Source organism: Pedobacter jamesrossensis (genome assembly GCF_042650905.1).
Taxonomy (GTDB): domain Bacteria; phylum Bacteroidota; class Bacteroidia; order Sphingobacteriales; family Sphingobacteriaceae; genus Pedobacter; species Pedobacter jamesrossensis.
On record NZ_JBHSBY010000136.1, the window covers coordinates 56014 to 69851 of the forward strand.

A 13838-nucleotide genomic window follows, 5' to 3' on the forward strand; every position below is an offset into this window, starting at 1 on the left:
CCCTGCCCCCTTTCAAAAGGGGGAAAGAAACCTCTGAAAAAAATTAACGTTGCAGCAAAAAAAAACGATTCCTAACTATGCCTTACTCCAGGTTGTGCCTTCTTTACCATCTTTAAGCTGAATTCCCAATTCTTGTAAACCGATTCTAATTTTATCAGATGTAGCGTAATCTTTATTTTCTTTGGCTTCTTTGCGCAATTCGATAACCATGTCTAAAACGCTATTTAACTCCAAATTATCCGATTCTTCATCCTTCAAACCTAAAATATCAAAAACGAAATCTTTAATTAATGTCTTTAATTTTTCTAGTTCGGTAGCAGAAATTTTTCCTTTTCCATCGTAAACCGTATTGATAATTCTTACAGCTTCGAATAATTCTGCTATTAAAACCGGACTATTAAAATCATCGTTCATTGCGTTAATGCAATTTTGTTTTAAAGCATCAATATCAAATTCATTTTGCTCAGAAACCGATAATTTATCTAATAAACTCACTGCAGCCATTAAACGTCGGAAACCTTTTTCAGATGCATCAAGCGCATCATTAGAAAAATCTAAAGTGCTGCGATAATGTGCTTGCATCATGAAAAACTTAACTGTCATTGGGCTATAGCCTTTTTTCAAAAGAGGATGATCGCCTGTAAATAACTGTAAAGGCAGAAACCCATTACCTGCCGATTTCGACATCCGTGTTCCGTTTACGGTTAACATATTGGTATGCATCCAAAAACGGGCTGGTTGGTGGTGACTGCATGCTTCAGACTGTGCAATTTCGTTAGTATGGTGCGTTGCAGCTAAATCCATTCCTCCGCCATGAATATCGAATTCTGCACCTAAATATTTTGCACTCATTGCAGAACATTCTATATGCCAACCCGGAAAACCCATTCCCCAGGGCGATTGCCATTGCATTAATGTTTCGGGTTTAGCCTTAATCCACAGCGCAAAATCTAAACGTCCTTTTTTATCATCCTGACCACCCAATTCGCGGGTGTTATTCAGCATGTCTTCAAGGTTGCGATTGGTTAAAATGGTATAGTTATATTCTTTGCTGTATTTTTCTACATCGAAATAAACATTACCACCTATTTCGTATGCATAGCCATTTTCGATGATTACTTTTATCATCTCAATTTGCTCAATAATATGACCTGTAGCCGTTGGCTCTATACTAGGTGGCAAAGTATTAAACATGCGCATTACATCGTGGAAACCTAAAGTGTATTTCTGCACAATTTCCATCGGCTCTAGTTGCTCTAACTTTGCTCTTTTTGCAAATTTATCATCGCCCTCGTCTCTATCACCTTCTAAGTGGCCTGCATCTGTAATGTTTCGCACATAACGAACTTTATATCCAGCGTATTTTAAATACCTGAAAATTAAATCGAACGACATAAATGTGCGGCAATTCCCTAAATGCACATCGCTGTAAACAGTCGGACCACAAACATACATCCCAACATTGGGTGCATTTAAAGGTTGAAAAAGTTCTTTTTTACGAGTAAGCGTATTGTAAAGCTGTAAGCCAGTATTCATATTGCAAATGTAATATTATTTAGAAAGTTAAAACCTTTAAAATTGTATTGTTTGAGTTATGATTTTACATCAACATTTTAATAATTTGAAAAGCAAAACCTGTTCTACAATTAATGTTCGTCCTGCTTTTTCGTTTCAAGTCCTCACTTCGCTGTGGGCTTTTCACTTCAATCAGGTAAAACACCAATGCATGTAAACTATGGCAAAACAAAATGCCCAAAACGGAAACCTCAGAATACTGAAATTTCTGCTTTGAGCATAAATCACCACAGTTAAAAACCCGACTAATTTTTCAACTTAGCTTTAAAAACTTTTTCTAATTTTTCTAGTTTTGGCAAAATTACCAACCTGCAATAAGGTGCATCGGCATTATTTTTATAGTAATTTTGATGATAGCTCTCTGCTACATAGAAAGGTTTCGCCGCTTCAACAGCTGTTACTACTTTTTTGCCATAAGCATTTGTAGCGTTTAACTCCGCTTTATATTTATCTGCCAATTCTTTTTGCTCAGGGGTATGATAAAAAATTACAGAGCGATATTGTGTTCCGCTATCTGCACCCTGGCGGTTTAAAGTTGTTGGATCATGGCTTTTCCAAAAAACCTCCAATAAATCTTTATAAGTGATTTGCATTGGATTATAGGTGATTTCCAAAACTTCTGCATGACCGGTAAAACCTGTGCAAACCTCTTCGTAGGTTGGATTAGCTATTTTACCACCTTCATAACCAGATTTCACAGAAACTACACCCTTCAATTTTTGGAATATTGCTTCAGTACACCAAAAGCAACCCATACCAAATGTTGCCTTTTCAGTTTTCTTCCCCTGAGCATTAGCCTGATTTAATGCCAATACTGATAATAGAATTAAAATTATTTTTTTCATCCGCTTATAATTTGTTTTCATTTGCGATGAAGCTATCTGATTATTCATCCCACTGTGTGGTTTGAAAAATCATGACGGTTTCATCTTGTGTGTTTATTTTAAGGAAAGCTTTCCAGTTTTAGTCCTTTGGCTTTCAATAACTATAATACGAAATAAAATAGCTTTAAGTTTCACGAAGATCAATAATGGATTTTACATGACAAACTAACATTTTGTGGATTCTAAACTCATTGTTAATAACTTAAATATTTGATTATTAAATTATTAAATCAACAACTAATCTATAATCAACACTTATTAACAATTCTTGTTTAAATTCGTAGAACATTAAAATTTAAAATTATGTCTACACCGTATATTCCTTGTTTAGATTTAGGTTCGTACATCAACGGAACTGAAGAAGAACGCAAAAAGTTTTCTGATGAGCTTGGCAGAGCTTTTAACGATTCTGGTTTTGTAACGATTACCAACCACGGCTTAAGTCAGGAGTTAATAGATAAACTTTACGAAAACATTAAAGCAGCTTTCTCTTTACCTTTAGAAACTAAAAGAAAATATGAAAAGCCAGAACTTGCTGGTCAACGTGGCTATACAAGTGCAGGCAAAGAAACGGCTAAAGGTGCTAAAACACCAGATTTAAAAGAATTTTGGCAGATTGGTCAGGAAGTTATTGATGGAGATCCTGTAAAAAATGAATATCCTGATAACGAAATTTTAGAAGAATTGCCAGATTTCAATAAAGTTACTGGAGATACTTACAGAAAGCTAGAAGAAAACGGAACGCATCTTTTACGTGCTATTGCTACATATTTAGAATTACCAATTAATTATTTTGACAAACATGTACATAATGGGAATTCGATTTTAAGAGGAATTCACTACTTCCCTATCGAAAATCCTGAAATTATTCCCGATGATGCGGTACGAGCAGGTGCTCATGAAGATATCAATCTGATTACTTTATTAATTGGCGCTAGTGCCGATGGGCTTGAAGTTTTAACCCGCAGCAACGAGTGGTTACCGATTAAAGCACACCATACAGATATTGTGGTAAATGTTGGCGATATGCTACAGCGCTTAACTAATAATAAACTAAAATCGACTACGCATAGAGTGGTAAATCCGCCTCGCGAATTGATGAAAACTTCACGTTTTTCTGTTCCTTTTTTCTTGCATCCGCGTAGCGATATGGATTTAACAAGTTTACCATCTACAATTGATGCCGAACATCCAAAAGCTTATAGCGATATGACTGCCGGAGAATACCTTGACGAAAGATTAAGAGAAATCGGATTAAAAAAATAAATATTCTTTCCTAGCGGGTTTCGATTTTCATCGAAGCGTGACAATCTTTTTAAAATACAGAGCGCCTTAGAAATTTGGCGCTTTTTTGTTTTACAAAAACCTATCTTTCTTTTAACATAAATACTACATTCAACTATTAAATTTACTGGATGAAAAAATTCTTTTTTATTACGCTCCTATTATCTGTTGGTTTAACTTCTGTTTTTGCACAGCAAAAAAGCATCGAAGATCTGTATTGGGACTACACCATGGTTAGAATGGGGCCAGCGAAAAGAACCGAAGCTATAGATTTGGGACTTGCTTTGTTAAACCGAAAAACCGAATTAAAAGCAAAACAGATTGCGAATGTTACTTATCATTTAGGCAGGTTGTATGAAGAACGCAATCAAATGGATAAAGCTGTTCCTTATTATGAAAGTAGCATTAAATTAACACCTGGTTACTATGTACCTTACTTGGCTTTAGGCAATTATTATTTTAAAGATTGTAAAGAAATGGGTGCAAAAATAAATCAGGCTGAATTGGCTAAAGATGCTGTTTTATATGAAAAAAACCTTCAAGACTATAAAAAATTTACCTCAAAAACTGCTGCCTACTTAGAGAAATCTTATGCTTGCGACCCTGACGAAAAAACTAAAGGCATGATAACTTATTTATATCAAAGTTCTAAAAACCCAGAAGCTTTAAAAACCTTTGATAGCAGAATTAAGACGCTTGAGGAAGGCTGCATTACTTTATTGGATGATGAGTAAGATTAAATAAGCTATTTCGTGGCATATAATCTTGGGAAATCGTCATTTCGAGCCAAACCCAGATATCTTTTAAAGTTGTATTGACACAAATTTAAAAGATCTCTCCATTACGCTGCGCTCCAGTCGAGAAGACGGCACTATTTTATCTATTTCCTCGATTCATCAATAGCTTTATTCACCACATCCTGAATTCGCCCTCTGATTTTTAAATCAGAAAGTTTATTACTTACTGTTGGATTAACACGATTAGAAAGAAAAACATAAACCAAGCCGCGAGATGGATCTACCCAAATACATGTTCCTGTATAACCTGTATGCCCATAAGTTTGAGGTGATGCTAAATCAGAAGGATAATGCTTTGTTGTATCAGGATCCCAACGATCGAAGCCTAAACCACGACGACTAACCGCTGATTGTTTTGAAGTAAACATATCTACAGTTGATGGTTTGAAATATTCTTCGCCCCCATACGTACCACGATTTAATAGCATCTGATAAATAATAGCCAAATCGTTAGCGCTTGAAAACAAGCCCGCGTGACCAGAAACACCACCCGCTAAGGCAGCACCTTGATCGTGTACATAGCCTACCAGTAAAGTTTTCCTAAAATATTTATCATCTTCCGTTGGAATAATTTGCTCTGGTTTAAAGCGATTTCTTGGCAAGAAACCAGCAGTTTGCATACCTAAAGGTTTGTAGAAATTCTCGTAAGCATACTGGTTTAATGGCTCTTCGCTAATATGTTCTACAATATCTTTCATTACATACATGCTTATATCGCTATAAACATACTGACCGCGAGTTTTAATCGGCGAATTCAACATTTTAGGCCACATAAAATCTTTAAAAAAGCCTTTTTTAATGTAATAGTTGTCAGCAACTTTTGTAGGGAAAGCCGCTGAAGAATCTCTGCTATAATCTGCGGTTTTTACATAATCGTGGAAAGGAATGTAGGGGATAAAACCAGCCTGATGCAGCATCACCTCCCTCACCTGAATATTATTCATTGGGGTTGTGCGTGCCTTTGGAATGTATGCACCAATATTTGTATCCAATTTCAACTTATTTTCTTCGAACAAACGCATAACCGAAGGTGTGGTTGCTGTTACTTTTGTAACCGAAGCCAAATCAAATATATCAGTCACTTTATCTGGCAAGGTAGAATCGTAAGTATGTGTTCCGTACGCTTTATTAAAAATTACTTTACCATCTTTTGCAACTAAAACCACCAAACCTGGCGTAGCCTTCTGATTAATTGCTTCTGCTGCGATTGCATCAATTTCTTTTAAATTATTGGAGTTTAAACCGGCATCTTCGGGAACTGTATATTTCAATCTTGTTGCTGTAGTTACAAAACCAGAACCGATGGTATATTTTGTAGAATAAGCCGTAGTTAGTTTATTAGTTGCAGCTATGCCTCCAAAAATATACTGAGGCACAATTGCCGCAGCATCAACAGAGTTTTCGGGAGTCCAAACAATTGGAGTATTTAAGCCATCGAAAGCTTTTAAATCAGATCCATTGCCAAAAAATGAAATAATAACAGTTTTGCTTTTACTAATGCTATTTATAAAATTAACATATTTTGCATTGCTTGTATTTTCATCATTGATAGAAACCAAAATTGTATTAAAGTATTTCAATTCGTCTTCCAAGTCATTTAAGTTCGCACTATCTTTATAAGAATCTGCAGAAAACGAAGTGATTTTATCGTATTTATTTGCCAAACTATCGAAAACCGAGCTGTAAGCGAAACCTAAACTTACGGATGCTATATTTTTTTTATCGAGTTCTTTTAACGGAATAAGTGCATTTTGGTTATTTAGTAAAACTGTTGATTTTGATATTGTGTTGGCAATGGAAAGCTTCTTTTCGTTAGTGGCGTGTTCTTGTGCACAAGCCATTAAACATAAAACATTGAAGAAACTAGCCGCAGCCAGGATAAATAATCTATTTCGCTTCATATACTTTTTCTCCGTTCAGATAGGTTTTTAAAACTTTGGTTTTTAATATGTTTTGTGGTGATGATTTTAAAATATCGTTGTCTAAAATTACAAAATCGGCAAGCTTCCCTTTTTCTAAACTTCCCTTTTCATTTTCTTCGAAATTTGCTTTTGCCGCCCAAATAGTCATTCCTTTAAGTGCTTCTTCTGGCGTTAATGCATTTTCCATTTGGAATCCGCCTTTTGGAAAACCTTTTGCATCTTCTCTTACCGTTGCTGCATAAAACGTTAATAATGGATTAATGTTTTCTACCGGAAAATCAGTTCCCAATGGAATCCATCCGTTTTGCTTTAGTAATTGTTTATAGGCATAAGCACCTTTTAACCTTTCGGCACCCAATCTCTCTCCTGCCCAATACATATCTGATGTTGCATGAGTAGGCTGAACCGACGGAACAATACTTGTTTTACCAAATAAATCGAAATCATTTGCATTCACAACTTGCGAATGTTCTATTCTCCAGCGTTTATCGTTTTTGCCTTTTAATATTTTATTGTAAATTTTTAGCATAACACGATTTGCCGAATCTCCAATTGCATGTGTACACATTTGAAAATTATGTGCTGCAATTTTAGCTGCAACCTCTTCAAAGGGTTTCTGGTCGCTTAACAAAAAGCCACTTTTCTCTGGCATATCTGTGTAAGGCTTTAACAAACAAGCTCCACGAGAACCTAAAGCGCCATCTGCATAAACCTTAAACGAACGAACATTTAATCTATCAGTTTTAATTGCACCCCGTTTAAAAAGGTAATCGTAATTTTGAGGTGCATCAGAAAGCATTACGTACAAACGCATTTTCAACTTATTCTCTTTCTGCAATTTCTCTATAAAATCTACAGCCTGAAAAGGTAAGCCGCAATCATCAATGGTAGTTAATCCAGCAGCAAAACAGTTTTTCTGTGCATCTATTAATATTTTCTCTGCAAGTTTTGCATCTGGACCTGGGATTTTACTTTCTACTAAACTCACTGCATTATCAATTAAAACACCTGTAAGTTTGCCGTTTTGCGTAATCATATCGCCACCGGTTAATTGCTGTGCATTTTTTATTCCGGCATCGTCAAAAGCTTTTTGGTTTGCAATCGCGGCATGTCCATCTATACGATTTAAAAAAACAGGGCGGTTTGGAAAAAGTGATGTAAGTTTTTCGTTTGTAGGAAATGACTTATTCGCCCAATCGTTTTGATCCCAGCCATTTCCAATTAACCAGCCATCAGGATGTGTTTTTGCAAAATCAGTTAATCGCTGAAGTACTTCTTCCCAAGATTTTGTTTCTCTTAAATCTGCTGTTTGCAGACTTTGACCGTAGCCATAAAAATGTGCATGAGCATCAATAAAACCAGGATAAACTGCTTTACCATCAGCATCAACCTCTTCGTTCCCTTCAAATTTCTTTCTTATTTCATCGCTTGTACCAACAGCCAGTATTTTACCATCCTTTACGGCGAAAGCTTCAGCGGTATCGAAACTAGAATTTACGGTATAAACTTTGGCGTTGTAAATAATTACATCAGCCTTTTGCTTACTGCATGATGATAAAATCGCAGCAAAACATAATGCATATAGAAATAATTTCATGAGATAAAGATAGAAAAAATGTATGCAGATGTGTTTGTAAATTAATTGTTAGCTCTACAAAAAATCCTTTCCATTTAAATAGATTGCTTGGTACCGAGCAATGACAAATACGATTAGTATTATCAGTTTATGGCTTTTACATACAGTCATTTATCTGTTGAGTTTTAAACAAAACACGTTGATTAAGCTTATTTTGCATAATTTAGCGCAATTCACATTGCCATATTACATGACCGATATTATTCACCTGTTACCAGATGCTGTTGCCAATCAAATTGCTGCCGGAGAAGTTGTTCAAAGACCTGCTTCTGCAGTAAAAGAGTTGTTAGAAAATTCTATCGATGCTGGCGCAGATAAAATTCAGCTGGTAATAAAAGATGCCGGAAAGGCACTGATTCAGATTATAGATAACGGCTGTGGCATGAGTGTTACCGACGCCAGAATGTGTTTTGAGCGCCACGCAACATCTAAAGTAAAAAAAGCTGAAGATTTATTTGCCATTCGTACCATGGGTTTTCGTGGCGAGGCAATGGCTTCTATTGCGGCAATTTCGCAGGTTGAAATGAAAACCCGCAGGCATGAAGATGAAATTGGAACTTGTATAACTATTGAAGGTGCACAAGTTACCTCGCAAGAACCTGTGGCCACATCGCCCGGCACTCAAATCTCAATAAAGAATTTATTTTTCAATACGCCTGCCAGAAGGAACTTCTTAAAAAGCAATCCGGTAGAAATGCGCCATATTCTTGATGAATTTCAACGAGTGGCGTTAGCACACCCTGCAGTTTTTTTTAGTTTGCATCATGATGGAACTGAAATTTTTAATCTACCAAAAGGGAATTTAAAACAACGTATTGTTCACCTTTTTGGCAACAATTATAACGAACGCCTGGTTCCCGTTGAGGAAGATACAACCATTATAAACCTAAAAGGATATATTGGCAAACCTGCCTTTGCAAAAAAAACCAGAGGCGAACAGTTCTTTTTTGTTAATAATCGTTTCATTAAAGATCCGTACCTAAATCATGCCGTAAGTTCGGCTTTCGAAGATTTATTGCCTGATGATAGCTATCCGCTGTATGTTTTATTTATAGAAATAGACCCGTCGAAAATTGATGTAAACGTTCATCCTACAAAAACAGAAATTAAATACCTGGATGAGAAATCTATTTATGCAATTTTAAAATCGGCTGTAAAACGTTCAATTGGAAGATATAACATTTCACCAACGCTAGATTTCGACCAGGAAACTGGTTTCAGTAATATGATTTCTCCAAAAGCAGTAGAAGATATTGTACCTCCGAGTATCAGTTTCAATCCCGATTTTAATCCTTTTGCTACAGAAAAGAGTTCTGTTTCCGGTTATTCTTCATCGCCAAGAAATTATGATGCTAAACCAAGTGCAAAAAACTGGGGTTCGTTGTACGAAATTACCGACCAACCTGTTGTAGAGCAAGCTTCATTTTATGCAGACGATACGGTTTTAGAAACCAAGCAAAAACAATATATGCAATTGCATAATCGCTATATCGTTTCGCAAATTAAATCGGGTTTAATGGTTATCGATCAGCAAATGGCACACGAAAGAATCCTGTACGAACGTTTCCTTATACATCTTGATGATAGAAAGGGCGCATCGCAACAAAGCCTATTTCCGCAAACAATAACACTAAATGCAAACGATTTTGAATTAGCAAAAAGTTTATTAGACGATATAAAAAGTTTAGGTTTTGATGTTCGCGAATTTGGGAAAAACACACTAGTTGTAGAAGGAATTCCGGTAGATTTGGGCAGTTCAAACATTAACGAAACTCAGTTGTTTGAACAGCTGATTGAAGGTTTTAAGAATACACAACAAGAATTAAAATTAACAAAACGCGATAGTTTGGCAAGAAGTTTAGCGAAGAACAGTGCAATAAAGGCAGGAACATCTTTAGGTCAAGAAGAAATGAATACGCTTATCGATGAGCTTTTTGCATGCAAAACACCTAACTTTAGCACGAGTGGAAAACCAATTATCCAAACGATTACATTGAACGAGTTGGATAAAAAGTTTGAAAAGTAAATATAAGCTTCAGCTTAAAAATAAAATAATCTGTAAATTATCCCGAAGGAAAGGCAATAGCATAAATGAATAGAATAAATATACCACCAGTTGTAAAAAACCTTTTAATTATTAACGTTTTATTTTTTGTAGCAACCTGGATTTTTCAACAGAAAGGTATCCGTTTGGACAATATTCTGGCCGTTTATTATTTCGATTCTCCAAATTTTAGATTCTGGCAACCTCTGAGTTATATGTTTATGCATGGCGGATTTGCACATATATTCTTTAATATGTTTGCATTATATTCCTTTGGCAGTTTATTAGAATCGAGATGGGGAGTAAAGAAATTCATTATTTTTTATTTGATAACTGGGTTAGGCGCATTAGCGCTGCAATGGGCAGTTCAGGCGTTTGAAGTTCATCAATTAATAGGAAGCATTACCCTATACGATGGCTGGCAAACAAAAATTACCAGCCAGGCACAGGCCGACACCCTTGGTTCTATCTATTATGGAGGCATGTTGGGTGCATCGGGAGCAATATTTGGCTTATTGGTTGCCTTTGGCATGCTATATCCAAATGCAGAACTATATATCATGTTTATTCCTGTTCCTGTAAAGGCTAAATTTATAATTCCTGTTTATATTTTGATAGAATTATCTTTAGGTATTGCGCAATTCGAAGGTGATTCTATAGCGCATTATGCTCACTTGGGCGGCGCACTAATTGGCTTCATTCTGGTTAAAATATGGAAGGATAAACAAACAACATTCTACACTTACTATGAATAACAATATTTTTAAAGATTTAAGTTTTAAAGTATTCCGTTCGGGTAATCCACTGTTTTTTTACATTGGGATAAATACAATCATCTTTGTTTTAACCGCATTAATTGCTGTTTTTGCTTTTTTAACTAAAGGCAATATCGATGTTTATGAACTGGTAAGGAACTATTTGGGTTTACCAGCAGCTGTAGATAAACTACCAGAACGTTTTTACACCATTTTTACCTACATGTTTTTTCATGATGGATTTTTCCATTTCTTTTTTAACATGTTGGGTTTGTTCTGGTTTGGACAAATTTTTATGAACTTTTTAAAAAGCCGTCAATTTCATTTTGTATTTATTGCCGGCGGATTGGTTGGTGCACTATTCTTTATCGCCGGCCTAAATCTATTTCCAGCATTTTCCGATAATCTTGGCGGCATTACGGTAATTGGCGCCTCGGGCGCTGTAATGGCAATAATTGTTGCTACTGCTACACTTGTTCCTAACTATGCTATTTTCTTAATGTTTTTAGGAGAAGTAAAAATTAAATACTTAGCCATTGCCTATTTCGTTTTAGATATTCTGGCCCTAGGATCCATAAATGCAGGCGGAAGTTTTGCGCATATTGGTGGTGCCGTTTTAGGTTTTGTATTTATTAAAAGTTTACAAAAGGGAAGCGATTGGAGTAAAATTTTTGAAAGAAAGCCCAAATTACGAGTTGTAAAAAATGAACAACCGATAAAAAAATCTACTTTTAAAGGTGTATCACAATTAGAAATTGATGAGATTTTAGATAAAATATCAACATCTGGATATGATAAATTAACTGCAACAGAAAAAGAAAAATTGTTTAAAGCTAGTAAAGATTAAATGCAAAAACCGAAATCGAAATACACGTTTTTTGATAAAATATTTTTGCCACTAACCATTGTTGCGGCAATTTGTTTATTACTTGGAACTATTGGAGGGAGCATTGATCCACGTAAAAATATTTTATTTGCATACTTCGCATTGGCATACCCTTACGCCCTGCTCATAAACATTCTTTTTTTAATTTGGTGGGCGGTAAGAAAAAGATGGTCGTTTGTTTTTGGGATTGCATTTATTATTGGCGTAGGGTATAAAACCATACACGCAACTTTTGGCTTCGGAGGTGTTGAAGGTGGCAGCCAAAAAGCAGAAGGTTCTATCAGAATGATGACTTATAATGTTCACAGTTTTAAACTTTTTGGCGAGAACAACACCATTCCGGCGAAGGAAAAAATGCTTCAAATTGTTAAAGAACAGAACCCGGACATTATTTGTTTTCAGGAATTTTATACCAGAAAAAAAGGGGAATTTAATACGATAGACAGTTTAAAAACACTTTTAAATGTAGATCACTATTATTTTGTACCTGTAGATAGTAATAGCTATGAGTCTTTTGGATTAGCCATTTTTTCAAAATATCCGATAAAAAATAAAGGGATTATTAAATTTGAAGGTTCTGGGGACAACATGAGTATTTATGCCGACTTAGACATCAAAGGGAAGTCTTTAAGGATTTTCAATGTTCACTTTCAATCTATTAGTTTTCAACCGCAAGATTATCAATTTTTAGACCAGTTAACACAAAAAACACGAGGAAAATTGTATGCTTCCAAAAGGATTTTAATAATGCTAAAACGTGCATTTGTTAAAAGAAGTAATCAAGTTGATGTTATGAAAACTGAAATGGCAAAGTGTACAACACCATATTTAATTGCCGGCGATTTTAATGATACTCCTGCTTCTTATGCTGTTAATCAAATTACTCAAGGCTTAAACAATACATTTACCAAAAAAGGTTCGGGCTTTGGCAAAACTTATAATGGCAAATTCCCTAATTTCCAAATCGATTACATTGCAACAACAAAAGATTTGGATGTTATTAATTATCTGATACCAAAAGCAAAACTTTCCGATCACTTTCCTGTTAGAGCCGATTTGATTTTTAAAGATTCTATAAAACCTTAAAATATCTTTTACATAACAAGTAGCTTTCTTACCATAGATCAACAATCTACCTTACTATTTTGCAGATATTTGTTTCATTAATTGAAATAAAAAATATCCTAAAAATATGAATTTATTAGAAGCCTTAAACTGGCGTTACGCCGTTAAGAAAATGAATGGTCAACCCGTAGAACAAGATAAGGTAGATCAAATTATTGCTGCTGCGCACTTAGCACCAACTTCATCTGGTTTGCAACCATTTAAAGTTATCGTAGTTACTAATCAAGAATTAAAAGAAAAAATTGCTCCAATTGCATATAATCAATCTCAAATTGTAGATTCTTCTCATTTATTAATTTTTGTTGCAATAGAAAATTACACAGAAGAAGGTATAGATAAAGTTTTTGCCCATATGAATGCGGAGCGTGGTTTACCTGAATCAGGAACTGATGCATATAAAGCACAATTAAAAGGCATGTATTTATCAAGACCTGCAGAAGAAAACTTTAACCATGCTGCCCGTCAGGCTTATATTGGTTTTGGTGCAGCAATTGCACAGGCTGCGTTACTAAAAGTAGATTCTACACCGATGGAAGGTTTTAATGGCCCTGCTCTTGATCAACTTTTAGGTTTAGACAAACAAGGGTTACGAAGTGTGACATTATTACCATTAGGTCATCGCGATGAAGCAAACGATTGGTTGGTTAACCTAAAAAAAGTTCGTACACCATTAAATGAATTTGTAATCGAATACAAATAAGAAATCCACATCCCAAAGTATAAATAATTGGGGCTGTATCATAAATAAAATGATCAGCCCTTTTATTTTGCTTAAATTTTTTATATTTTTTTATATTTTTTTATGTTATTTTTTGGTTTAAAGTATTGATTTTCATATATTTATGATATAATAATCACGTTAATGGCCGCTCAGAAACCAGCTTTTAAACCCTATCTACAGGATCAGCTCATGGCTTTTCCCCCAACCTT

At 35.1% G+C, this 13838-nt stretch carries 11 protein-coding genes; 7 read left to right on the forward strand and 4 right to left on the reverse strand.

Features of this window, described 5'->3' with window-relative positions; translation table 11 throughout:
• Positions 1-75: 75 nt before the first annotated feature.
• Positions 76-1536 (reverse strand): cysteine--tRNA ligase, encoded by a 1461-nt coding sequence (cysS, locus tag ACFOUY_RS16255; protein WP_378962197.1) that lies wholly within the window; start codon positions 1534-1536, stop codon positions 76-78.
• Between the two features lie 284 nt (positions 1537-1820).
• Positions 1821-2420 (reverse strand): peptide-methionine (S)-S-oxide reductase MsrA, encoded by a 600-nt coding sequence (gene msrA, locus ACFOUY_RS16260; protein WP_378962199.1) that lies wholly within the window; start codon positions 2418-2420, stop codon positions 1821-1823.
• A 342-nt stretch (positions 2421-2762) separates the two neighbouring features.
• Here msrA and ACFOUY_RS16265 point away from each other — a divergent pair, with 342 nt between their 5' ends.
• Complete coding sequence (locus ACFOUY_RS16265; RefSeq protein ID WP_378962200.1) at positions 2763-3725, forward strand: isopenicillin N synthase family dioxygenase; 963 nt, start codon at positions 2763-2765, stop codon at positions 3723-3725.
• A 149-nt stretch (positions 3726-3874) separates the two neighbouring features.
• A complete protein-coding gene (locus tag ACFOUY_RS16270; RefSeq protein ID WP_378962201.1) occupies positions 3875-4477 on the forward strand; it encodes a tetratricopeptide repeat protein in 603 nt (200 codons plus the stop codon).
• A gap of 146 nt (positions 4478-4623) precedes the next feature.
• Here the strand turns inward: ACFOUY_RS16270 and ACFOUY_RS16275 are convergent, their stop codons facing one another.
• Positions 4624-6441, reverse strand: a complete 1818-nt coding sequence (locus ACFOUY_RS16275; RefSeq protein ID WP_378962202.1) for a serine hydrolase domain-containing protein — start codon at positions 6439-6441, stop codon at positions 4624-4626.
• The gene (locus tag ACFOUY_RS16280; protein WP_378962204.1) at positions 6428-8059 is read right to left on the reverse strand and encodes an amidohydrolase; all 1632 of its coding nucleotides are present in this window, start codon (positions 8057-8059) and stop codon (positions 6428-6430) included. The genes ACFOUY_RS16275 and ACFOUY_RS16280 overlap by 14 nt, the downstream gene beginning before the upstream one ends.
• A gap of 229 nt (positions 8060-8288) precedes the next feature.
• On the opposite strand from ACFOUY_RS16280, the gene mutL reads away from it, so the two are divergent.
• The 5 genes from mutL (at position 8289) to ACFOUY_RS16305 (ending at position 13608) form a co-directional block, all read left to right on the forward strand.
• Positions 8289-10124 carry a DNA mismatch repair endonuclease MutL gene (mutL, locus tag ACFOUY_RS16285; RefSeq protein WP_378962216.1) on the forward strand — a complete coding sequence of 612 codons (1836 nt, stop codon included), beginning with the start codon at positions 8289-8291 and terminating at the stop codon, positions 10122-10124.
• A gap of 65 nt (positions 10125-10189) precedes the next feature.
• Positions 10190-10897, forward strand: coding sequence for a rhomboid family intramembrane serine protease (locus ACFOUY_RS16290; protein ID WP_378962206.1), 708 nt, complete (start codon positions 10190-10192; stop codon positions 10895-10897).
• Entirely contained in the window at positions 10890-11744 is an 855-nt protein-coding gene (locus tag ACFOUY_RS16295) for a rhomboid family intramembrane serine protease (RefSeq protein WP_378962209.1), read from the forward strand. Before ACFOUY_RS16290 ends, ACFOUY_RS16295 begins: the two co-directional genes overlap by 8 nt.
• Positions 11745-12869, forward strand: a complete 1125-nt coding sequence (locus ACFOUY_RS16300) for an endonuclease/exonuclease/phosphatase family protein (RefSeq protein WP_378962210.1) — start codon at positions 11745-11747, stop codon at positions 12867-12869.
• A 106-nt stretch (positions 12870-12975) separates the two neighbouring features.
• Entirely contained in the window at positions 12976-13608 is a 633-nt protein-coding gene (locus ACFOUY_RS16305; protein WP_378962212.1) for a nitroreductase family protein, read from the forward strand.
• The last annotated feature ends 230 nt before the right edge of the window (positions 13609-13838 follow it).